11 protein-coding genes and 1 pseudogene are annotated in these 22,735 nt (G+C 73.4%); 9 read left to right on the forward strand and 3 right to left on the reverse strand.

The window, feature by feature from the left end; all coding sequences use genetic code 11:
* The first annotated feature begins 64 nt into the window (after positions 1–64).
* From CTJ15_RS19975 to dnaQ, 3 genes are all read left to right on the forward strand, one after another.
* A complete protein-coding gene (locus CTJ15_RS19975; RefSeq protein WP_075822726.1) occupies positions 65–910 on the forward strand; it encodes a shikimate dehydrogenase in 846 nt (281 codons plus the stop codon).
* Between the two features lie 180 nt (positions 911–1,090).
* A complete protein-coding gene (coaE, locus tag CTJ15_RS19980) occupies positions 1,091–1,729 on the forward strand; it encodes a dephospho-CoA kinase (RefSeq protein ID WP_058389100.1) in 639 nt (212 codons plus the stop codon).
* 10 nt (positions 1,730–1,739) lie between these two features.
* Positions 1,740–2,450: a DNA polymerase III subunit epsilon gene (gene dnaQ / locus CTJ15_RS19985; protein WP_075822725.1), complete on the forward strand. Its 711-nt coding sequence runs from the start codon at positions 1,740–1,742 to the stop codon at positions 2,448–2,450.
* A 49-nt stretch (positions 2,451–2,499) separates the two neighbouring features.
* Here dnaQ and CTJ15_RS19990 read toward each other — a convergent pair.
* Positions 2,500–3,311, reverse strand: a pseudogene (locus tag CTJ15_RS19990) (IS5 family transposase).
* 42 nt (positions 3,312–3,353) lie between these two features.
* On the opposite strand from CTJ15_RS19990, the gene CTJ15_RS19995 reads away from it, so the two are divergent.
* From CTJ15_RS19995 to CTJ15_RS20005, 3 genes are all read left to right on the forward strand, one after another.
* Positions 3,354–5,012, forward strand: coding sequence for an AarF/ABC1/UbiB kinase family protein (locus tag CTJ15_RS19995; RefSeq protein ID WP_058389099.1), 1,659 nt, complete (start codon positions 3,354–3,356; stop codon positions 5,010–5,012).
* Positions 5,013–5,357: 345 nt separating this feature from the next.
* Positions 5,358–6,857: a Na+/H+ antiporter NhaA gene (nhaA, locus tag CTJ15_RS20000; RefSeq protein WP_019462964.1), complete on the forward strand. Its 1,500-nt coding sequence runs from the start codon at positions 5,358–5,360 to the stop codon at positions 6,855–6,857.
* Between the two features lie 644 nt (positions 6,858–7,501).
* The gene (locus tag CTJ15_RS20005; RefSeq protein WP_019462965.1) at positions 7,502–8,704 is read left to right on the forward strand and encodes a fatty acid desaturase; all 1,203 of its coding nucleotides are present in this window, start codon (positions 7,502–7,504) and stop codon (positions 8,702–8,704) included.
* Positions 8,705–9,155: 451 nt separating this feature from the next.
* Here CTJ15_RS20005 and CTJ15_RS20010 read toward each other — a convergent pair whose 3' ends face one another.
* The gene (locus CTJ15_RS20010) at positions 9,156–10,607 is read right to left on the reverse strand and encodes a HAMP domain-containing sensor histidine kinase (protein WP_075822972.1); all 1,452 of its coding nucleotides are present in this window, start codon (positions 10,605–10,607) and stop codon (positions 9,156–9,158) included.
* On the reverse strand, positions 10,604–11,800 hold the full coding sequence (locus CTJ15_RS20015) for an FIST signal transduction protein (protein WP_162175666.1): 1,197 nt from the start codon (positions 11,798–11,800) through the stop codon (positions 10,604–10,606). The genes CTJ15_RS20010 and CTJ15_RS20015 overlap by 4 nt, the downstream gene beginning before the upstream one ends.
* 352 nt (positions 11,801–12,152) lie before the next feature.
* Here CTJ15_RS20015 and CTJ15_RS20020 point away from each other — a divergent pair, with 352 nt between their 5' ends.
* Genes CTJ15_RS20020 through CTJ15_RS20030 form a run of 3 tightly spaced genes read left to right on the forward strand, consistent with a single transcriptional unit; the run spans position 12,153 to position 22,705 of the window.
* Positions 12,153–13,790 carry a glycosyltransferase family 1 protein gene (locus CTJ15_RS20020; RefSeq protein WP_058389096.1) on the forward strand — a complete coding sequence of 546 codons (1,638 nt, stop codon included), beginning with the start codon at positions 12,153–12,155 and terminating at the stop codon, positions 13,788–13,790.
* Positions 13,791–13,799: 9 nt separating this feature from the next.
* Entirely contained in the window at positions 13,800–21,347 is a 7,548-nt protein-coding gene (locus tag CTJ15_RS20025) for a type I polyketide synthase (RefSeq protein ID WP_099781890.1), read from the forward strand.
* The gene (locus tag CTJ15_RS20030; RefSeq protein WP_019461977.1) at positions 21,344–22,705 is read left to right on the forward strand and encodes an aminotransferase class I/II-fold pyridoxal phosphate-dependent enzyme; all 1,362 of its coding nucleotides are present in this window, start codon (positions 21,344–21,346) and stop codon (positions 22,703–22,705) included. The genes CTJ15_RS20025 and CTJ15_RS20030 overlap by 4 nt, the downstream gene beginning before the upstream one ends.
* Positions 22,706–22,735 lie beyond the last annotated feature (30 nt).

Raw genomic sequence — 22,735 nt, forward strand, 5'->3', positions numbered from 1 at the left:
CAAGAAAGGCGCCGCACCAGGAGGAAGGACCAGCAGCGATGACGCGGCGGAAGAGGCGCAGCCCATGCTGACCGGCAGGTCGAAGGTCGCCGGCGTGTTCGGCTGGCCCGTCTCGCATTCCCGCTCGCCCCGCCTGCACGGCTTCTGGCTGGAACGCTACGGCATCGACGGCACCTATATCCCCCTGCCGGTGGAACCCGGCCGCCTGCCGGAAGTCGCCCGCGCCCTGACCCTGGCGGGCTTCGCCGGCGCCAATGTCACCATCCCGCACAAGGAAGCCGCCTTCGCCTGCTGCGACGAGGTGGACGACACCGCGCACCGCGCCGGGGCGGTCAACACGCTGGTCTTCCAGGGCGGGCTGATCATCGGCTCCAACACCGATGGCTGGGGCTTCCTCGCCAGCATGGAGGAACAGGCGCCCGGCTGGCGCGCCACGGACGGCACCGTCACCCTGCTCGGCGCCGGCGGCGCGGCGCGCGCCATCGCCGCGGCCCTGCTGAAGGCCGGCTGCCCCCGCGTCGTGCTGGTCAACCGCGCCACCTGGCGGGCGGAGAAGCTGGCGCGCGACCTGGAGCGCCCCGGCGAGGGCCGCATCGAGGTCGCCGCCGCCCCGCCGCTGGCGGAAACCGCCCTGCTGGTGAACACCACGCCGCTCGGCATGCGGGGCCAGCCGCCGCTGGAGATCGACCTCTCGCCCCTGCCGGACGCGGCGGTGGTCTGCGACATCGTCTATGTGCCGCTGGAAACGCCCCTGCTGGCCGCCGCCCGGGCGCGCGGGCTGCGCGCCGTGGACGGGCTCGGCATGCTGCTCCACCAGGGCCGGCCGGGCTTCGCGGCCTGGTTCGGCGTGATGCCGGAGGTCGATGCCGCCCTCCGCGCCCATGTCGCGGCGGATATCCCGCCGCGCTGATCCGGCGTCCGCCCGGAACATCCCCGCGTCACAGTTCCCCGGCCCCTGCCACAAATCGTCTCGGCGGCTTCCCAGGCTTACGGGGCGATGCCACCTAGGGTGGGCCATGCACGCCAGCCGGGACTCGCGCTCCGCCACCACGATCCGCCCCCGCCGCCCCGGGCGCGGAGGGCAGTCCGCATGAAGGTCCTGGGCCTGACCGGCAGCATCGGCATGGGCAAGTCCACCGCCGCCCTTGCCTTTCGCCGCCTGGGCGTGCCGGTCTTCGACGCCGATGCCACGGTCCACCGCCTCCAGGGGCCGGGCGGGCGCGCCCTGGCCGCGATCGAGGCCGCCTTTCCCGGCACGGTGCGCGACCTGCCCGGCGGCCGGCGGGTGGACCGGGAGGCCCTGCGCCGGGCGGTGATCGGCGACGACGCGGCGCTGAACCGGCTGGAGCGCATCATCCACCCGCTGGTCCGCGACGAGGAGCGCCGCTTCCTGGCCCGCGCCCGCCGCGCCGGCCGCCGACTCGCGGTGCTGGACATCCCCTTGCTGCTGGAAGGCGGCGGGCAGCGGCGCGTGGACACGGTCGTCGTCGTTTCCGCCCCGGCCGCCGTGCAGCGCGCCCGCGTGCTCCGCCGCCGGGGCATGACGCCGGAACGCCTTGCCGCCATCCTCGCCCGCCAGATGCCGGATGCCGAGAAGCGCCGCCTGGCCGACCACGTCATCCATACCGGCCTGTCGCGCCATGCCGCCCAGCGGGCGGTGCGCGCCCTGGTGCGCCGCTACGCAGGGCCGGAGGCACGGCCGCTGCCACCCGCCGCCACTCTGTGCTAGGGGCAGGGCCATGCGAGCCCTGATCCTGGACACCGAGACCACCGGCCTCGACCCCGCCACCGGCGACCGGGTGCTGGAAGTCGCGGCCATCGAGGTGGTGAACTTCATGCCCACCGGCCGCGAGTTCCACCGGCTGATCGACCCGCAGCGCGACGTGCCGGAGGAAGCCGCCCGCATCCACGGCTTCACGCGCGAGATGCTGGCCGGCAAGCCGCTCTTCGACGCCATCCTGCCGGATCTGCTGGACTTCCTGGCCGACGATCCGGTGGTGGCGCACAACGCGCCCTTCGACTTCAACTTCCTGGACCACGAGTTCCGCCGCTGCGGCGCGCCGGTGATCGACCGCCGCCGCATGGTGGACACGCTGGCCATCGCCAAGGCGCGCTTCCCCGGTCTGCCCAACAGCCTGGATGCGCTGTGCCGGCGCTTCGCCGTCGACAACTCGATGCGCACCTCGCACAACGCGCTCCTGGACGTGAAGCTGCTTTCCCAGGTCTATCTGGAGCTGATGGGCGGCAAGCAGCCGGGCCTCGCCCTGGCGGCCCAGGCCACGGGCCCCGTGCTGGTCGCCTCCACCGGCCCCGCCGGCCCGCGCCAGCCCCGCCCCATCGTCCCGTCGCCCGGGGAGCTGGAGCGCCACGCCGCCTTCATGGCACGGTTCAAGGAGAATCCCTGGGCGGCGACGGGCGCCGCCCCGAGCACCTCCCGCGGCACCCCGTGACCCTGTCCGCCCGGGCCTCCGGCCACGCCCGCCACCGGCGCGGCCTGTTCTAGAGGCTGTTGTGGACCTGGGTGATTGAGGTGAGGTGCTTGAGCATGAGGCAAGCAAAGGCGACGAGATGGAGGCCTGCGAGTGTTTCGGGCAGGCGTTCATAGTCGCGGACGAGGCGTCGGAAGCGGGTAGCCCAGGCGAAGGAGCGTTCCACCACCCAACGCCTGGGCAGGAGGACGAAGCCGCGCTTGGCCTCGTGGTGGCGGACGACCTCGAGCTGAATGCCGTGCCTGGCGGCAGCCTCAGAGGGCTTCGGACCGGTATAGCCCTGGTCCACGAAGGCGATCTCGACGCTCTCGCCGGTGGCATTCTGGACGGCGTCGGCCAGGCGCCCGACCTCGGCACGGTCGTCGGCGGTGGCCGGCGTGACGTGCAGCGCCAGAAGGTGGCCGAGCGTATCGACGGCCGCATGCACCTTCGAGCCCCGCTTGCGCTTGGCCCCGTCGTAGCCCGCCCTGGCCCCACTCTCGGGGTGGATCGGAGCGTCCGGCTGTCCAGCACCGCCGCCGTCGGCTCGGCCGCGCGGCCTGCCTCCAGCCGCAGCACGGCCCGCAGGTCGTGCACGATCGCCTCGAACACCTCCGCCGCCAGCCAGCGCCGGGCCTGGGCGTAGACGATGTCCCATGGTGGCAGGTCATTGGGCATCCAGCGCCAGGGCGCGCCCGTCTTGACCACGTAGCGCAGCCCGTTGAACACCTCGCGCAAGGCATGGCGCCGCTGCCCCGACGCCTCGGGCAGCAGCACCAGATAGGGCGCAACCAACGCCCATTCCTCATCAGATACGTCGGACGGATAGGACTTGCGGGTCATCCCGCAAATCTGGCCCTCACGTCAGTCCACAACAGCCTCTAGATGCTCCAGACCGCCCTCGTCGCCGCGCGGGACCGCCGCCGCCTGCAGCAGATCGGCACGGTGCTGGTCCGCTTCGGGCTGGACGACTTCGTGCAGCGTTCCGGCCTGCGCGGCCTGCTGCGCCAGCTGGGCCTGCGCCAGGAACCGCCCGATGCGGAGGCCCGCCTCCTCTCGCTCCCCGCCCGCGTGCGCCGCGCGCTGGAGGAGCTGGGCCCCACCTTCATCAAGCTCGGCCAGGTCCTGGCCTCCCGCGCCGACCTGCTGCCGCCCGACTGGATCGAGGAGCTGGAACGGCTCCACAGCCACGTCCCCGCCTTGCCCTTCGAGGCCCTGCGCCCCCAGGTCGAGGATGACCTGGGCGCCCCGCCGGAGGAGGTCTTCGCCCGCTTCGAACCCCTGCCGCTCGCCTCAGCCTCCATCGCCCAGGTCCACCGCGCCACGCTGCGCGACGGGCAGGAGGTGGTGGTCAAGATCCGCCGTCCCGGCCTGCGCCCGCTGGTGGAGGCCGACCTGCGCCTCCTGTCCCACCTGACCGGGATGCTGGAAGCCGAATGGCCCGAACTCGCCCGCTACCGTGCCCGCGACATCCTGCGCCAGCTCCTGGGCGCCATGCGGGAGGAGCTGGATCTCGTCAACGAGGGCCGCAACGCCGAGGCCATCGCCGCCGGCTTCGCGGACCGGCCGGAAATCGTCTTCCCCCGCATCCACTGGGAATACACCACCGAAAGGCTGCTGGTGGAGGACCACCTGGAGGGCCAGCACCCGCGCGACCGCGCGACGCTGGAGGCGGCCGGGATGAACACCGCCATCCTGGCGCACCGGGGCGCCGAGGCCTTCTTCCGCATGACCCTGGTGGACGGGCTCTTCCACGCCGACCCGCACCCGGGCAACGTCCTCTGCCAGAGCGGCAACCGCATCGCCCTGCTGGACTTCGGCACGATCGGCCGCCTTTCGCTCCGCCGCCGGGACCAGGTGCTGACCCTCATCGCCGCCCTGGCCCGCGGCAAGTCGGCCGGCGTCAGCGACGTCCTGCTCGACTGGGCCGGCCAGCCGGAGGTGGACCCCGTCGCGGTGGCCGAGGCCGCCGATGCCTTCGTCGCCCGCCACAGCACCGGCCCGCTCCTGCTCAGCCAGGCCATCCCGGACTTCATGGGCCTGATGCGCGACCACGGCCTGGCCCTGCCCGCCGACCTCGCCCAGGGCTTCAAGGCCCTGGTCACCGCCGAGGGCGTGGTCCGCCGCATGGAGCCGGGCTTCGACCTCGTCGGCTCCATGCGCCCGATGGTCGAACAGGTGATGCGCCAGCGCTACACGCCCCGCGCGCTCCGCAACCGCACGGAAGCGGCGCTGCTGGAGATGCAGGGCCTGGCGCAGGACATGCCGGGCATCCTCCGCACCGTGCTGCGCCGGATGCAGTACGGCCGCTTCTCCGCCCGGCTGGAGGTCGTCCAGCTGGAGAAGCTCGGCCGCCGCATCGAGCATGCGGCCCTGCAGGTCGCCGTCGCCGTCGTCACCGGCGCCTTCGCCATCGGCCTCGCCCCCCTTCTGGGCCAGCACGGCCCGCGCTGGCTGGGCGTGCCCCTCTTCGTGCTGCTGGGCATCGCCGCCACCATCGGCGGCATCGTCTGGCTGGTGATCCTCAGCCGCCAGCGGAACTGACACGATCCGCTGTGGGCGTCGCTCTCCGTGGCTGGCCGCCGGGGGAGAGGGGCCGCCTCTCCCGCCGGACCCCCCCTCCGCCGGGGACCGAAGCCGGTCCCCGGACCCCGGGCTTTCGTGGGTTCCGGTGGATGCCGTTGTCCCGCGGCCCGATCCCCGGCTGCAGGTGGGGCCTTGTCCCCCCGGGACGGCGCCACGCAATCAGGAGGCGCAGGCCGCTGCCCGCATCCCTCCATGAGGTGCCGCACTGAACCTTGGCCGGGCCGGGTCGTTGCACCCTGGACATCCTTGCCGGCAGGCATCCGCCCTGGCCGGGGTGGCGGCAGATGGAGGAAGGAAGCCCGGTTGCCCAAAATTCCGCCCCGCCTGCACGGAAAGCTGCGGGCACGCGCGCATTACTCCCGCTTCGCACATCACTACTTCCAGAACATCGCGCCACTCTTCTTCGCCCCGGAAGTCGCCGGCGGTCCGCTGCTGATCGCCACGGCCGTCGCCATCCTGGCGATGAACTCTCCCTGGGCCGAGGCCTATGCCGCCTTTTGGCAAACGCCGCTTGCCCTCTCCTTCGGCGGGGCGGAGCTCCGCTACAGCCTCGCCGAATGGGCAAACGAGGCGCTGCTGCCGATCTTCTTCTTCGGCATCGGCGTCGAGGTGAAGAGGGAGCTGACCAAGGGCCTGCTCTCGGAGCGCGCCACCGCCGCCTTTCCCTTCTTCGGCGCCGTCGGCGGCCTGCTCGTGCCCGTGCTCATCTACCTCGCCTTCAACCTGGGCGGGGAGGGGCAGGGGGGCTGGGGCATCCCCGTCACCATGGACACCGCCTTCGCCCTGGGCATTCTCGGCTTCGCCGGGCACAGCATGCCCCGCATCCTGCGCGTCCTGCTGATGGCCTTCTCCGCGGTGGACGATGTCGGAGGGCTGCTGGTCATCGCCTTCGCCTACACGCCGGACGTCCAGTTCTGGCCGCTGCTGGGCGCGCTGCTCGCCTATGGCGCCGTGCTGGGCCTGATCCGGACCGGCGTCATCTCCAGTGTTCCCTATGTGCTGCTCGGCCTGGTTGTCTGGTTCCTGATGCAGCAGGCCCATGTCCACGCCACCCTGGCCGGGGTCGCGCTGGGGTTCCTGGTGCCCACCGTCCCCCGCGTCTCGTCCGGCAGCTTCGCCCACAAGGTGCGCCACCCCCTGCGCCTCTTCCGCCGGGCCCGTCGCCAGATGGAATCCGACTCGCAGGAAAGGAAGCAGGAGGGCCACGAGGACGCCGCCCGCGCCCTCGGCACGCTCAGCGAGCTTTCGGACGCGACCTATGAAGCCGCCGAGCGCGTCCTGGCCATCGCCAATCCCTGGATCACCTTCGTGGTCCTGCCGCTCTTCGCCCTGTCCAATGCCGGGATCGCCATCTCGCCCGACCTGCTGCGCGACGCCGTGGCCAGCCCCGTCGCCCTGGGCATCGTGGCGGGCCTGCTCCTGGGCAAGCCGGTGGGCTTCCTCGGCGCCACCTGGCTGGCCTGTCGCGCAGGCCTTGCCCGCCTGCCGGAAGCGACGAGCTGGGGCATGATCGCCGCCCTGGGCATCCTGGCCGGCATCGGCTTCACCGTTTCGCTCTTTATCTCGCACCTCGCCTTCGGCGGCACCCGGCACGAGGAACTGGCCCGGATCGCCGTCCTCGCCTCTTCCGTGGTGGCGGGCCTGCTCGGCTATGTCACGCTCCGCTGGGCCCTGGCCTCCGGCAAGGATACCGGTGCCGGGGAGAATCCCGATCGAGCGGAAGAGCCCGGCCGGGCGAAGGCCCCTCGCAGGCGGAGGGTCCGGGGGGCCGGCACGCAGCAGAACGAACACACGCCGGGCTGACACCCTCCGCCGGGAGCCCGGAACGGAGCGCCCTGAGGCGGATGTGCGCTGGGGCGTGCATCCGCTCCAGCCCACTGCTTCACACGGCGTGATCCGGACGATCGCTCCTGCCGGCAGCCCCGATGACGCAAGGTCCGGCGTCTTGCCTCAGGCACCTGCGCGGCTCTCATCCGCCCGGCCCCTTGGCGCGGCAGCGGCCGGCCGGTTCCGCCCCTGCATGGCCAGTCCGCCGGGGGTTGCCCCGAATCGGCTACAACCATGAGGCGAGTTCGTCTCTTCCTTCCGTCGAAAGCAAGGCTGGCCGGAGGATGGATCCTTTTCCATCACCGCCTCCCATTCGATTGCGAAGCATGCTCACCATAAGGCAGATCACCTTTCGCGGCGGTTGCACGCTCGAAAGATCGGGATCGGCTGCACCCGGCCGGACATTACCGCTTCTGCAGAGCAAAAATAGTATTGCAGAAAATAGAACACGCAATAAGAGCTACTACTGCGAGCAAATCAATTAGGAGTAGTTTGTCGCAAGACAGATGCTCCTTAATATTGTGAATAGTATCTATTTTGCTCGCAACGAAATGTTCATTCCCGTTTCGCTGCACTGGAACGGGTGATCGCCACTGAGAGCATGAAAAGGAAAAAAGACCATGTCCTTCCTCCCCAACCGACAGACCCTGGACCGTTCCCGACTCGCACAGAGCCTGGAGTCCGCCACCTTCCTGCGCGATGACCCACGCGCCCACATGGCGGCCCGTCTTCCGGCCTTCCTACAGCCTTTGCTGACGCTGATCACCGCCAAGCCGGCCCCCGGCGAGGAAACACCCGAGCGCTCCCCCATCGCCTTCGTCGCGGGCGGCCTGCTGGCCATGCTCGGTGGCGCGGGCCTGAGTGCCGCCGCCATCGCCGTGACGATGCCGCTCTGGCTGGCCTGCCTGCTGCTCCTCGTGGGGCTGACCACCACCGCCTCCGGCCTCGGCCTCTACCAGGTCGTGGTCTTCCACCACTGCTCGCACGGCACCGTCTTCCCGACGCGGGAGCGCAACCGCGCCATCGGCCGCCTGGTCTCCAGCCTGCTGCTCTTCGCGCGCTTCGAGGACTACCAGCGCGAGCACATGCTGCACCACAGCGCCAACAAGATGCTGACCGACGAGGACGAGTTCACCGGCTTCGTCTTCGGCGTCTGCCGGCTGGAGCCGGGGGTGAGCAAGCGCGAGCTGTGGCGCCGGGTGGTCACCAACCTCGTCTCGCCGCTCTTCCACGCCCGCTTCCTGCGCCGCCGCGTCAAGGCCGCCATGTTCGGCCAGGACCGGCAGCACAACTGGATGAGCCGCTCGGCCTACCTCGCCGCCTTCGCCCTGGCCGCCGCGACCGGCACGATGACCGAGTTCCTGGTGGCCTGGGTCCTGCCGCTCACCGTGCTGCTGCAGATCGCGACCGTCTTCCGCATCCTCTGCGAGCACCGCTTCCCCGAGCCAGAGCTGATCGCCGCCCGCGGCAAGGCCTTCGTCTGCGCCTCCACCACCGGCGTCTTCCCCGGCGCCATGCCGCCGGACGCCCGCGCCAACACCCTGCGCGGCATCCTGGCCTGGGCGCTGTGGTGGGCCAACATGCTGACCGTCACGGTCTTCTCCCGCGCCTTCGTGCTGGTCGGCGACGCCCCTTGCCATGACTTCCATCATCGCCGCCCGGCCAACCGCAAGTGGACCAGCTACGCCCATGCGCGGCAGCAGGATTCCGATGCCGGCTCCCCCGGCTTCCCTGTCGGCTACACCGAGAACTGGGGCCTGATCCGCGCCGTGGACAGCAACCTCGCCACCCTCGCCGCCACCCCTCCGGGTCTGGTGCATTGAGCGGCACCATATTCCCCGGACAGGCCTGCCCCGCATCCTTCCGCCAGCCGGGCATCAGGGCTGCCCTTCCGCTTTCCGGGGGGCAAGGCTCCGCCGTCGGCGCAGTGCGCCGGCCCCCCGGGCCGCACGATCCGCCGGGGCCCGGCGGGTCCTTGATCCGGTTCGCTGGCGCTCGCCAACGGCCGGGTCGCGCCGGAGAGCCAAGCTCTCCGGCGACTGCGGGCGCCACCAGGGCGGACAAGGTGTTTTCCGCCGCCTCGGGAGCCCCGCGTCTCCACCTGTCCCCAGGGATCGTCCCGCAGAACAGCGGCCACCACCGGAACCCACGAAAGCCCCGGGGTCCGGGGACCGGCTTCGGTCCCCGGCGGAGGGGGGCGGCGGGAGAGGCGGAGCCTCTCCCCCGGCGACCAGCCGAGAAGCGACACGCGGCCGGGGAAAAGCCCCCTCCGCCTCAGCCCTGCGGCGGCCCGCCCGCGGCAACGCAATCCGCCGGCAGCAGCACGGTGATGGTGGTGCCGATGCCGGGCACGCTGTCGATCTGCAGCGAACCGCCATGCGCCTCGGCCAGGCCCTTGGCGATCGGCAGGCCCAGCCCGGTGCCGGTCGAGGACCGGCTGAACGGGTCGCCCACCTGCCGGAACGGCTCCAGGGCGCGCGGGATGTCCTCCGCCGCGATGCCCACGCCGTTGTCGCGGACCCGCAGGCACAGCCCCCGGCCCTCCTGGCAGCGTGCCTCCAGCACCACCTGTCCCCCCGGCGCGGTGAAGCGCATGGCATTGCTGAGCAGGTTGTCCAGGATTTGCCGGAAGCGCGTCCGGTCCACCCGGATCCACCAGACCTCCTCCGGCAGGTCGCAACTCACCTCGACCTCACGCTCGGCGGCGGTGCCGGCCGTGGCGCCGGTCACCTCCTTCAGCAGTTCGTTCAGCGGCAGCCAGCGCCGGCCCAGCGTCGTGCGCCCGCGCGCCAGGCTGGAATAGTCCAGGATCTCGTTGATCAGCGCCAGCAGGTGCTTGGCCGAGTTCAGGATGTGCCGGTTGTACTCGCCCCGCTCATGCGCCGTGGGTTCGTAGCCGGACCCCGTCGCCATCATCTCGGAAAAGCCGATGATCGCGTTCAGCGGCGTGCGCAGCTCGTGCGTCAGCGTCGCCAGGAAGCGCGACCGCGTGGAGCTCGCCTCCTCCGCCTGCGCCTTGGCCAGCCGCAGCTCCGCCTCGGACCGCTTGCGCAGCAGCACGTCGATATAGACCGACAGCGCGCCCTCGATCAGCTCCTGGTCGGCCTCCTCGAAGGGGCGGCTGACATTGCTTTCCGACTGGTTGCCGATGATCAGCGCCATCCCCGTCGCCGCGTCATAGGCCCAGAGCACATAGGGCAGGCGCAGGATGCCGGTCAGCTCATAGGCCGGCGTTTCCAGCCGGGTGCGGGAGGTGGTGAAGAAGAAGGACGGCGGCGCCGGCACGAAGATTTCCCCCGCCACCAGGGAATGCCCGGCCTGGCCCGCCAGGGAAGCCTCACCGTCCCCCATGGCGGGGTGTCCGGGAGGACCGCCGGGCGGCAGGCCCAGCGAGTGCGTGACGCGGAAGCGCTGGCTGCCGCGCGGGGTTTCCTGCAACAGCGCCGCGCGGTCGCAGATCGTGTTGTCCACCACGATCTCCAGCATCGGCTCGCCGATATCCTCGGGCGCGTTGCCGTGATCGGCCAGGCGATAGGCCTCGCGGATCAGCTTCGCCACGGTGCGGGACCGCCGCGCCTCCCGGAAGGCCTGGCTCTGCTCCTCCTGCAGCCGCAGCAGCCGCGCCCCCAGCGCGTTGCACTCACGCCGGTAATAGGCGAGTTCGCGCTCCAGCTGCCCATCCGCGGCCGCCGTGCTGGCGCTCTGGGGCGGGAAGATCCCGTTCACGCCGCCCGCCGCCGCAGCACGACCAGCACGCCGGTCCAGTCCAGCGGCCGGCTGTATTCGCCGAAGGGCGCCACCTCCACGCCGGAATAGAAGCCTCCGAAGGGCACGCCCGGCGGCAGGCCCCGCAGCACCATCTCCGCTTCCTCGACCGGCGCGCCGGAACGCGCGCTGCCGCGGCCCGCGCAGTCGATGTAGAAGCCGAGCAGCGCCTCCGGTGCCGCCAGCGAAGCCCGCAGCGCCGCCATGCCCTGCTCCACCGAATCGAGCATCAGCATGTTGTCACGGCCCATGATCTGCACCCGGGCGCCGCGCGCGAAATCCGGCTCGAACAGCGTCACCGAGCCGGTTTCCGGATTGGCCCGCAGGATCAGCCGGTTGACGTAGTCGTTCTCGTCATAGGGGCCGAAGGGGTCGCCCTGCTTCTGGCCCAGCGTCGCCATCAGCGACAGCTCCTGCCCCCGCGCCGCGCCGAGCGAGAGGCCCAGCATCCGCTCGATCACCCCCAGCGCCGGCTGCCCGTCCAGCTCATAGACCTCGGCACCGTCGATGCGGGTGATCTCCATGAAGGTGCTGACCGGACGGCAGCCGTGCAGGATCGCCGTTTCCATCGTCACCTCCGGCGGGAAGACCAGCGCCAGCGCGATGTGCTTGCGCACCGCCCCCCCGTCGAAGACCCAGGCATCGGTCAGGTTCATGTCCGTCAGCAGCCCGCCGCCAACCAGCTGGATGCGGTGCCCGCCCAGCCCCTCGTGCAGCCCCCGCACGATCAGGCTGGCCGGATGCAGCCGCAGCGGCGCCCGGCTGGCCACGCTGTCGAAGAGCAGCAGCACGCTCGCATCCTCGGCTGCCACGGCACGGATGCGCTCCCCCAGCACCAGGCCGCCCTGGTGCTCGTCGGGCTGCAACTCCGCCGAAACCACCGCCGGGACCGGCGCTCCCGCGCCAAAGGCGACCACCAGCAGTTCCAGCCCGCTATAGCCGAAGGCATTGCGCGAGATGGCCCCCGCCGCCGCGCCGCCCACCACCGGCACGGCGCCATAGGCCGCCTGCAGCGCCGCCAGCACCACCTCGCCATCCAGCTTGCCGCCGCAGAAGACCAGGAGGAAGGCGGGCAACATCGCGCCGAGGTCGGCGATGCAGCGTTCCGCGGCCACGGCGGCATCGCCATGCCGCCGGTAGGCAACGCGGATCAAGGGCAGGTCTCCGCCAGGGGAAAAAGGCTCATCGGAAACATCCAGATGCGGCATGGTGACATGGCACACGACACCATAGCCTGAATCGGCATCGGCCAGGACCACCTGCCGCCACGCGCGCCCGGCGCATGGCGCCACAAGGAACACATGGGCTTCCTCTCATGGAGCCGCGGTTGTCACAACCCCAGGTGCTGGAGGAGCGCAACGACCGGTAACACCAGGCCGTGAGTTCCGACTATGCCGTATTGCAATGCAGAAGAAACACTTCCTTAAGGTTGTAATTAACGTTTATGATGCACTCAAAGGGTGATGGCCGGTCGGTGCATGCCCTGGAACCGACAGGAGTGCCAAGATGGATGCCACGCCATCGGTTCTCGACCGTCAATGGTCCCTGCTTCAGCCCTTGCGCCTGGAGAGCGGCGCAAGCCCCGATACCGGCCCCGGCGTGGTGCTGGACATCTCGCGCCTGCTCGCGCGGGGGCGCAAGGTAGCGCCCTCGGGGATCGACCGGGTCGAACTCGCCTATGCCCGCCGCTGGGCCGCCCTGCCGGAGGACCGCTGCGTCTTCGTGGCCGGCGCCCTGTCCGGCGCCTGGTCCGTGCTGCCCCGCCGCGCGGTGGAAGATCTGGTGGCGGCCCTTTCCATCTCCTGGTGCGGCACGCCCGCCGCCCCTCCGTTTCCCTGTCCGCCATCAGCGGAACCATCCCCGGGGCCGGCCGGCGAGGAGCGGCAGGAGAACCCATGGGATACGCAATGGGAAGCCCGGGGCGAGATGCAACGGGAGGCGCAGCGCGATGCCGAGAGGATCGCCGGCCGCCTCCGCCTTCTCGCCGGCCTGGGCCTCGGCGCCGGGCAGCTGGCGCCGAACCTCGGCCGCCTGGGCGCGCGCCGCGCCTTCCTGCTGGTCTCGCACCGGGCGTTGGAGCGGCCCGGCCCGATCCAGGCGATGCGGGCCCGCGGCTGCGCCTTCGTGCCGCTGATCCATGACCTGATCCCCGCGACCCATCCGGAATATGCCCGCCCGGGGCAGTCGGCACGGCATCTGCGGCGGATCGACACCACCGCCCGCCTCGCCGACGGGGTGATCGTGAATTCCGCCGACACCGCCGAGGCGCTCGCCCCTCATCTGCGCATCCGCCCGGTGCCCCCGCCGGTGATCGTTGCCCCTCTCGGGATCGAGACCCTGGGCACCAGGGCCCTGGAGGACGAGGCCCCAGGTGCCGGGACCCGAGGCACCGGAGCGGGGACCATGCGGCACGCCACCGCCGAACGGCCCGGCGGCCCGGCTCCCTACTTCGTCGCCCTCGGCACCATCGAGCCCCGCAAGAACCACCTGCTGCTGCTGCATCTCTGGCGCGACTTCGTTCGCGCCGGCACCGCCGGCCTCGGCGGCCCGGTGCCACGACTGCTGATCATCGGCCGCCGCGGCTGGGAGAACGAGAACATCGTCGACATCCTGGAGCGCAGCGCCGTCCTGCGCGGCACGGTCGAGGAACTCGGCCAGGTGCCCGATGCCCGGATGGCCGCGCTGCTGCGCGGCGCCCGGGCGTTGCTTTTCCCCTCCTTCGTGGAAGGCTACGGCCTGCCGCTGGCCGAGGCCCTGGCCCTTGGCGTGCCGGCGATCTGCTCCGACCTGCCCGCGCTGCGCGAGGTCGGCGGCCCGGTGCCGCACTACCTCGATCCGCTCGACGGCGCCGGCTGGCGTGCCGCGATCCTGGACTATGCCCGGCCCGGCAGTGCCGCCCGCGCCGCCCAGGCCACCCGGCTGCAGAACTGGCGGCCGCCGGGCTGGGACTCCCACTTCCGCCAGGTGGACGCCATGCTGGACCATGTGACCCGCCCCCGCCCTGGAAGCGAGGCCGTCGCCCCGCCGGCCGTCCCGGCCCTCCGCCGCTGGTCCGGCTGGCGTCGTGCCGCGGCCCTGGAAAACTCTTCCGAAATCGGAATATTTTCCCGGGTTCCTCTCGCAATCTACGGAAATGCAACGTAAGATTGCGGAATGCCGGTGCTAAAAAACCCTCGAAAGAATCGCGCACCGAAAGCGCAACAAAAGGTTGTCCCGGTTGCCATCGTCGGGGCGGCCTGCCGCTTCCCCGGGGCCGCGGACCTGGATACCTTCTGGCGCCTGATGGCGGAAGGCCGTGACGCCGTCTCCACCCTGCCAGAAGACCGGTTCTCCCAGGCCCGGTTCCATCACCCGCGCAAGGGCGAGCCCGGCCGCGCCTATACCTTCGCCGCCGGGCATCTGGGCGACATCGCCGGCTTCGACGCCCGGGCCTTCGGCCTGTCCCCGCGCGAGGCCGCGGAGGCCGACCCGCAGCAGCGCCTGCTGCTGGAGGTCGCGGCCGAGGCCATCGAGGATTCCGGCCTGCCCGCCAGCACCCTGGCCGGGCGCCCGGTCGGCGTCTGGATCGGCGGCTCCTCCACCGACTATGCCGAGCTGCGGCTTTCCGACCCTTCGGGGGCGGACCGCTATTTCATGACCGGCAACGCCCTGTCGATCCTGGCCAACCGGCTCACCAACGTCTTCGACCTGCGCGGCCCGGCCCAGACGGTGGACACGGCCTGCTCCTCCGCCCTGGTGGCGCTGCACCACGCGCTGCGCGCCCTGGCGCATGGCGATGCCGAGATGGCGCTGGTGGGCGGCGTGCAGCTTCTGCTCTCGCCCTATGCCTTCATGGGCTTCTCCCGGGCCTCGATGCTCTCGCCCACCGGCCGGTGCCGCGCCTTCGACGCCGCCGCCGATGGCTATGTCCGGGCCGAGGGCGCGGGCATGGTGCTGCTGAAGCCGCTAGATCGGGCCCTGGCGGAGGGGGACCGGGTGCGCGCCGTGCTGCTCGCCTCCGGCGTCAACAGCGCTGGCCGGACCATCGGCCTGTCCCTGCCCAATGGCGAGGCCCAGGCCGCGCTGATGGAGCGCGTGATGCGCGAGGCCGGGGTGGAGCCGGAGCAGTTCGGCTATTTCGAGGCCCATGGCACCGGCACCCAGGCCGGCGACCCGATCGAGACCTGGGCGATCGGCGAGGCCATCGCGAAGCGCCGCCGCGCGCCGCTGCCGGTGGGTTCGGTGAAGACCAATATCGGCCATACCGAGCCCGCCTCCGGCATGGCCGGGCTGCTCAAGGCGATGCTGGTGCTGGAACGCCGCAGCATCCCGCCCAGCCTGCACTTCTCCACGCCCAACCCGAACATCGCCTTCGACGGCCTGAACCTGCGTGTGCCGGTGGCGGAGGAGCCGCTGCGCCTCGGCAGCCGTCCGGCCCGCCGGCGCGGCGACCCGGCGCCGGTGGTGGGGGTGAACTCCTTCGGCTTCGGCGGCACCAACGCCTCGGTGGTCCTCGCCACCGCACCCGTGACGGCCGCCTTGGAGGAACCTGCCTCCGGGGAGGTTCCCGCCCTCCCGGCCACGCCGCTGCCGCCCCTGCTGCTTTCCGCCCGTTCCCCCGCCGCCCTGCGCCTCCTCGCCGGGCGCTGGCAGGCGCGGCTGGCGGAAACGCCGGACGGGGACCTGCCTGCCCTGCTGCGCGGCGCCGCCCGCCACCGCGACCTGCAGCCGCAGCGACTCGCCCTGCGCGGCCGCACCGCCGCCGAACTCGCCGCCGCGCTGGCCGACTGGTCGGAAGGCCGCGACAACCCCGCCGCCACCGAGGGCCAGGCCCCCGCCGCATCCGATATCCCAGCGGGCGGCCTCGCCTTCGTCTTTTCCGGCAACGGCTCGCAATTCCCCGGCATGGCGCGCGAGGCCCTGGCCGCCAGCCCCGCCCTGCGCGCCGGGCTGGAGGAAGCCGACGCGGCCCTGGCGCCGCTGCTCGGCTGGTCGCCCGCCGCCCGCATCGCCGCGGGCGTCTCCGAGGCGGAGGTCGCCGGCACCGACATCGCCCAGCCGCTGCTCTTCGCCATCCAGGCCGCCCTGCTCCGCGCCCTGGCGGGGGAGGGGCTGCGCCCCGCCCTGGTCATCGGCCATTCGGTCGGCGAGGCCGCCGCCGCGCTCGCCGCCGGCATCCTGGACATGGACCAGGCCGCCCGCCTCGTGGTGGCCCGTTCCGCCGCGCAGCACCGCACCCGCGGCCAGGGCCGCATGGCCGCCCTGGCCCTGCCGCCCGAGGAAGCCGCGCCGCTGCTGGCGGAAGCCGGTCCCGGGCTGGAGATCGCCGCCCGCAACGCCCCCCGCGCCGTCACCGTGGCAGGCCCCGCCGCGGCCATCGCCCGCCTGGCCGATCTGGCGAAGGCCCACCGCGCCAGCTGCGTGCCGCTCGACCTCGACTACGCCTTCCATTCCGCCGCCATGGAGCCGGTGCGGGAAGCCCTGCTCGGCGCCCTCGGCACCATGGCGCCGCGCCCCGGCCAGATCCCCTTCGTCTCCACCGTCACCGGCGCCCCGCTGCCCGGCGAGGCGGCGGACGCGGAATACTGGTGGCGCAACCTGCGCGCCCCGGTGCGCTTCGCCGAGGCCATGGCGGCGGCGCTGGGGCAGGGGGCCCGGCTCTTCCTGGAGATCGGCCCCAACCCGGTCCTGCAATCCTACCTGCGCGAAGGCGCCCGCGCCGCCGGCCTCACCGCCGGGACGCTCTTCAGCCTGTCCCGCCGCGACCGCCCGGAGGCCTTTCCCGGCGGCGACCCCGTGCCCGCCATCGCCGACCGCGCCACCACGCGCGGCGCCGACCCGCGCGGCGGCGCGCTGTTCCGGGGGCCGGCCCGCCGCGACCTGCCGCTGACCCCTTTCGCGCGGGAGCGCCATTGGCTGGGCGCGACGGCGGAAAGCCACCGCCTGCACGACGCGCCGCGCGACCACCGCCTGCTGGGCGAGCGCCAGGACCCGGAACCCCGCCTCTGGGGCCGCGAGTTCGACACGCTGCTGGAACCCTGGCTGGACGACCACCGCCTGGGCGGTGAGCCGGTGCTGCCCGGCGCCGCCATGCTGGAAATGGCGCTCGCCGCCGCCGCCCTGCGCTTCCCCGAGGCCCCGGCGCTGGAGGTCGCGACCTTCCAGATCCTCCGCCCCCTGCCGCTTTCCGATGGCGAGACGCGGCAGGTGCGTCTGCGCCTCGCCGATGATGGCGTCGTCACCCTGGAAAGCCGCCTGCGCCTGGCCGAGACCGCCTGGACGCTGCATGCCCGCGGCCGCCTGGGCGAGGCCGGCGAGGCCGCGCTTCCCGTCACCGCCGCCCTGGCCCTGGCCGCGCCGGACGAGATGACGGGACCGGAGATCACCGCGCTCGCCGCCCGCCTCGGCCTGGATTACGGCCCGGCCTTCCGCCCGCTGGTTTCCGTCGCCACCGAGGGCGGGCAGGCGCTGCTCCGCCTCGCCCTGCCCGGGGCCGCCCCGCCGGACGAGGGCTTCCACCTCCACCCCGTCCGCCTCGACGGCGCGCTGCAGGGGCTGATCGGGTTGCTGGCGCCGCAGTTCCCGGCCCGCGCCGACGCGCTGCCGGAGGGCGAGGCCCTGGTCCCCGTCCGCTTCGAGCGCCTGGTCTTCCGCCGTGGCGCTGCCCCGGCGGACAGCGCGGAGCTCCGCCTCGCCAGCCTGGGGGAGCGTTCCGCCGAGGCCAGCCTCCTGCTGCGCGACGCCGCCGGCCAGGTGGTGGCCTTCGCCCAGGGCGTGACCCTCCAGCGCCTGCGCCTGGCGCGCGGCGAGGAAGCGCCGCTGCGTGCCTTCCGGCTGGAGGACGTGCCGGTCGCCGACCCCTCGCTGCCGGCTCCCGAACCCGCCCTCGACGACGCCCTCGCCGCCGCGATGCGGGCCGACGAGCGGCTGGACCTCAGCGAATCCGCCCTGCTGCTGGAGGGCTGGGCCGGTGTCCTGGCGCAGCGCGCCCTGTCCGCCCTGCCCACCATCCGTTCCGCCCCGGCCACGCCGCCCGCCACCCTGGCCGGCGGGCTGTGGCAGGCCCTGGCGGAGGACGGCCTCGCCCACCATGACGGCACCGCCTGGCGCCTGCTGCCGCAGGAGGAACTGCCGGCGCCCGAGGAGATCTGGCAGTCCGTCCTGGCCGACCAGCCCGCCCTGGCGCACGACCTCGCCTGGCTCGCCCTGGCGGCGGAACGCCTGCCGGACAGCCTCGCCGGCCATGTCCCCGCCCTGCCGCTCGCCCCGCCCGACCTTGCCGGCGGCCAGGACCGTTTGGCCGAGACCGCCGCCGCCGCCGCCGCCGCCCTGGCCGCCGCATGGCCCGCCGACCGGCCGCTGCGCGTGCTCGACCTCGGCGGCGCCGCGCTGACCCGCCACCTGCTCGCCGCCCTGGCCGAGACCGGCCGCGCCGTCACCCTGCTGGTGGCAGGGGAGGGCCGTCCCCTGCCGGAAGCGCGCGGCCATGTGGCGCCGGAAGCCCTGGCCTGGGACCCGCTTTCGGAACAGCCCGCCCCCGTGGCGGCGGATCTGGTGGTGGGCATCGGCGCCGCGCTTCGCGCCCGCTGCGGCACCGCCCTCCTGTCCCGCCTCGCCCCCGCATTGGCCGAAGGCGGCACCCTTCTCCTGGCCGAGCCGCTGCCGGGCCGCCTGCTCGACCTCGCCCTGGGGCAGGAGCCCGGCTGGTGGTCGGGCCGCCCCCTGCCGGACGCCGCGGAATGGCGCACCGCCCTGGCGCGGGAGGCCGGCTGGCACCACGTGCGGGCCGAACCGCTGCGCGCCGCGCCCTGGCCCGCCCTGCTGCTCCTCGCCACCTGTCCGGCGCCGGTGCGCCACCCCGCGACGGGCAGCGTATCGGCCCGGCCCGCTTCCGCCCGCCTCCTGCTCCTGGCCGATGCCGGCGCCGCCGCGCTGCGCGACGCCCTGGCCGGGGAACTCGCCGCCGCCCTGCCGGATGCCCTCCGCGACGGCGGGTGGCTGGAGGATGCCGCCGCACTGCCGGCCCGCGACCTGCGCGGCGCCGACCTGCTGGTCCTGGCCGCCCCCGGCGAGGCCGACCCGGCCACCAGCCTCGCCGTCACCCTGGCTGCCCTGGCCCGGCTGGCCGAGGCGGCCCAGGGCACCGTCCGGCGCTTCACCCTGGTCATCGCCGGCACTCCCGCCCAGCCTGTCGCCGAGGCCCTGCGCGCCTTCGCCCGCGGCCTGGCCAACGAGATGCCGGACCTCGCCCCGCGCCGAATCCTGCTGGACACCGCCCTGGCGCCCCGGGCCGCGGCGGCCCGCCTGCTGCCGGAACTCCTCGCCCCGGGCGCGGAACCCGAGCTGCTGATCGGGGCCGCCGCCCGCCGCGCCCCGCGCCTGCGCCCGGGCGGCGCCGAACCGCGCCCGCCGGCCGCCCCCGCGCGCCTCGCCGTGCGCCAGCCGGGACAGCTCGGCAGCCTGGGCTGGGAACCCTCGCCGGTCCAGCACGCCCCGCTGGCCCAGGGCGAGATCGCCGTGCGCATCGAGGCCGCCGGGCTGAACTTCCGCGACCTGATGTGGGCCCAGGGCCTGCTGCCGGAGGAAACCCTGCGCGACGGCTTCGCCGGGCCCGGCCTGGGCATGGAATTCGCGGGCGTGGTCGAGGCCGCCGGTCCCGGCACCGCGTTGAGCCCCGGGGCTCGCGTCTTCGGCTTCGCCCCGCGCGCGCTCGCCTCCCATGCCGTGACCCGGGCCGAGGCCGTGGCGCCGATGCCGGAGGGCATGGGCTTCGCCGCCGCCGCCACCGCCCCCGTGGCCTTCCTCACCGCCATCTGGTCACTGGAAGCCTGCGCCCGCCTCCAGCCGGGCGAGCGCGTGCTGGTCCATGGCGGCGCCGGGGCGGTCGGCCTCGCCGCCCTGCAGGTCGCCCGCGCCGCCGGGGCCGAGGTGGCGATGACCGCCGGCACCGAGGCCAAGCGCGCCTTCCTGCGCGCCGCCGGGGCCGACCTGGTGCTGGACAGCCGCGACGCCGGCTTCGCCGACCATCTCCGCCGCCACTGGCCGGACGGGGTGGACGTGGTGCTCAACAGCCTGGCCGGGGAGGCGATGGAACGCTCCATCGCCCTGCTGCGCCCCTGGGGCCGCTTCGTCGAACTGGGCAAGCGCGACTATGCCGAGGACCGCCGCATCGCGCTCCGCCCCTTCCGCCGCAACATCAGCTATTTCGGCGTGGACGTGGACCAGCTTCCGGCCGCCCGCCCGGGCGAGGCGCAGCGGCTGATCGAGAGCCTGCGCGACCGCCTGTCGCGCGGCGAGCTGATCCCGCTGCCCCGCCTGACCCGCCGAGCGGAGGAGGTGGAGGACGCCTTCCGCCTGCTCCAGGCCAGCGCCCAGATCGGCAAGATCGTGATCCTGCCGCCGCGCCTCCAGGCGGAGGAGAAGCCGGGCTGGACCCCGCCGGAGGGCCTCGTCCTCGTCACCGGCGGCACCGGCGGCTTCGGTCTGGAATGCGCCAAGTGGCTCGCCGCCAGCGGCGCCAGGCGCCTCGCCCTCGTTTCCCGCCGCGGCTCCGCCACGCCGGGCATCGAGGCCGCGCTGGTGGCCCTGGGCGCCCTGGGCGCCCGCGCCTCGGCCCATGCCTGCGACGCCGCCGATCCCCAGGCCCTGGCCACGCTGCTGGACACGCTGCGGCGCGAGGGGCCCGTGGCCGGGGTGGTCCATGCCGCCGCGGTCTTCGACGACGGCGCGCTGGCCTCGCTCGACGCGCCGCGCTTCGCCGCCGTGCTGGGCCCCAAGCTGCGGGCGGCCCTGAACCTCGACCGCCTGACGCGGCGCGACCCGCTGGAGCTGTTCCTGCTCTTCTCCTCGGCCACCACGCCGCTCGGCAATCCGGGGCAGGGCAACTACGTCGCCGCCAATGCCGGGCTGGAGGCCCTGGCCCGCGCCCGCCGGGCGGAGGGCCTGCCCGCCCTGGCGGTCGGCTGGGGACCGATCGCCGATGCGGGCATCCTGGCCCGCGAATCCGGCACCGCCGCCACCCTGGCCCGCCGCCTGGGCGTGGAGCCGATGGCATCGCGCGAGGCGCTGGACAGCCTGCCGGCGCTGCTGTCCGGCGACCGGCCCGTGGTGCATCTCGCCCGGCTCGGCTGGCGTCGCCTGGGCGCCGCCCTGCCGGTGCTGCGCGAACCCGCCTTCACCCTGGTGCGCGAGGCCGGCGGAACGGGCGCCGAGGTCGAGGACATGCGCGCCCATCTCGCCACCCTGCCGCCCGAGGAAGCCCGCGCCCTGCTGGTCCGCATCGGCGCCGAGGAACTCGGCCGCATCCTGCGCCTGCCGCCCGAATCCCTGGCCGCCGACACGCCCGTGGCGCGCCTGGGGCTGGACAGCCTGGGCGGGCTGGAGCTGCGCGGCGCGCTGGAACAGCGCCTGGGCCTCTCCGTCCCGCTCGCCGGCGTGACCGACGACCTCACCCTCGGCTCCCTCGCCGCCCGCGTGATCGATGGCCTGCGCGGCGGCGGCGAGGAAGCCCAGGTCGCCATGCTGCTGGAGCATTTCGAGCCCTCGCATCCCCCGGAGGATCTGGCGGCGGGCGGCGAGGCGGCCTTCGGCGGCCACGCCGCTCCGCCGGCGCCCTCCCGCGACATTGCCCGTGGAATTCCCTCGCATCCTTCCCCTGGCGGCCCGCAGCCCGGCGCCGCCGGCGGCCAGCCCCTGACCACCGAGGGAGAGACCGCCCGATGACCCATTCCTTCGGCCTCTCCACCACCGCCCGCCTGGCGCTGCTGCAGCGCCTGGCCAAGCGGCGCGCGCACCAGGACGAGGCGCGGATCGGCCAAGGGGAAGACCAGGGGAGGAACCGAGGGAGCGCGGCCCGCGGCACCCGCAGCCGCTTCGCCGACCTGCCCGGCATGCGCGACTTCGCCCTGATGCAGACGGCGGTGGAGGCGCTCTCGCTGGAAAGCCCCTTCTTCCGCCCCCATGCCGGCGTCGCGGGCGCCCGGACCACCATCGGCAACAGCCGCTACCTCAACTTCTCCTCCTACAACTACCTCGGGCTGAACGGCGATCCGCGCGTCACCGGCGCGGCCAAGGCGGCGATCGACCGCTACGGCGTCTCCCCCTCCGCCTCCCGCCTCGTTTCCGGCGAGCGCCCGGTCCATGCCGAGCTGGAATCCCTGCTGGCGGAGAACTACGGCGCCGAGGCCGCGCTCTGCATGGTCTCCGGCCATGCCACCAACGTCACCGTCATCGGCCACCTGATGGGCGCGCGCGACGTCATCGTCCACGACGCCGCCATCCACAATTCCTGCACCGAGGGCGCCCGCCTTTCCGGCGCCCGGCGCATCCCCTTCGCCCACAACGACTGGCGCGCCGCCGAGCGCGCGCTGGAAGGCGCCCGCCGCGCCGCCGGCCGCGCCCTGCTGGTGGTCGAGGGCCACTACTCCATGGACGGCGACGTCCCCGACCTCGCCCGCTTCGTGGAGATCGCCCGCCGCCACGACGCCTGGCTGATGGTGGACGAGGCCCATTCCCTCGGCGTGCTCGGCCCCACCGGCCGCGGTGTCTTCGAGGCGCAGGGCGTCGATCCCGCCGGGGTGGACATCTGGATGGGCACGCTCAGCAAGACCCTGTCCGGCTGCGGCGGCTTCATCGCGGCCCAGCGCGACCTGATCGAATGGCTGCGCCACACCGCGCCGGGCTTCGTCTATTCCGTCGGCCTGCCGCCCAACCTCGCCGCCGCCGCCAGCGAATCCCTGCGCATCATGCGCGCCGAGCCCTGGCGCGTGGAGAAGCTCCAGCGCAACGCCCGCCACTTCCGCGACCGCGCCCGCGCCATGGGCTTCGACACCGGCTCCTCCGAGGGCCATGCCATCGTGCCCGTCATCACCGGCTCCTCGGTGAAGGCCGCCCGGCTGTCCGTCGCGATGTTCGAGCGCGGCGTGAACGTGCAGCCCATCGTTTTCCCCGCCGTGCCGGAACAGGCCGCCCGCCTGCGCTTCTTCCTTTGCGCCGAGCACGAGACGGCCGAGCTGGACCGCGCGCTGGAGGTCCTGGCCGAGGCCATGGCCAGCCTCTCCCCGCTGGAGGTCCCGGGCTGACCACGCTCGCCACATCGCCGGCCGGAACGA

This window comes from Roseomonas sp. FDAARGOS_362 (genome assembly GCF_002754815.1).
GTDB lineage: Bacteria > Pseudomonadota > Alphaproteobacteria > Acetobacterales > Acetobacteraceae > Roseomonas > Roseomonas mucosa.